Consider the following 280-nt stretch of genomic DNA (forward strand, 5'->3'; position numbering starts at 1 on the left):
CAACGTCTGATCTATCAGCGGGCTGGCATTGATCTGTCCAGATCCACTTTATCTGACTGGATTGGTCGCTGCGGTGTGGAACTGGAACCTCTGGCCAATGCCTTAAAACAGGTGGTGCTGCAACAGCAGGTGCTGCATGCAGATGAAACACCAGTCACCATCATGCGGATGGGTGAGAATGATAAAAAACCGAAGAAAGGTTATGTCTGGGCCTATGCCACTACACAGTACAATCCAGTTCAGGCGGTGATCTATGACTTTCAGGATAGTCGTTCAGGCC

1 protein-coding gene is annotated in these 280 nt (G+C 50.0%); it reads left to right on the top strand.

Annotated elements, in window-relative coordinates:
• Positions 1-280, top strand: a 280-nt coding sequence (locus ACEO2X_RS14395) for a transposase (protein ID WP_371972203.1), incomplete at both ends; no start/stop codon positions are given.

Source organism: Acinetobacter sp. AL9, from assembly GCF_041464035.1.
In the GTDB taxonomy this organism is placed as follows: domain Bacteria; phylum Pseudomonadota; class Gammaproteobacteria; order Pseudomonadales; family Moraxellaceae; genus Acinetobacter; species Acinetobacter towneri.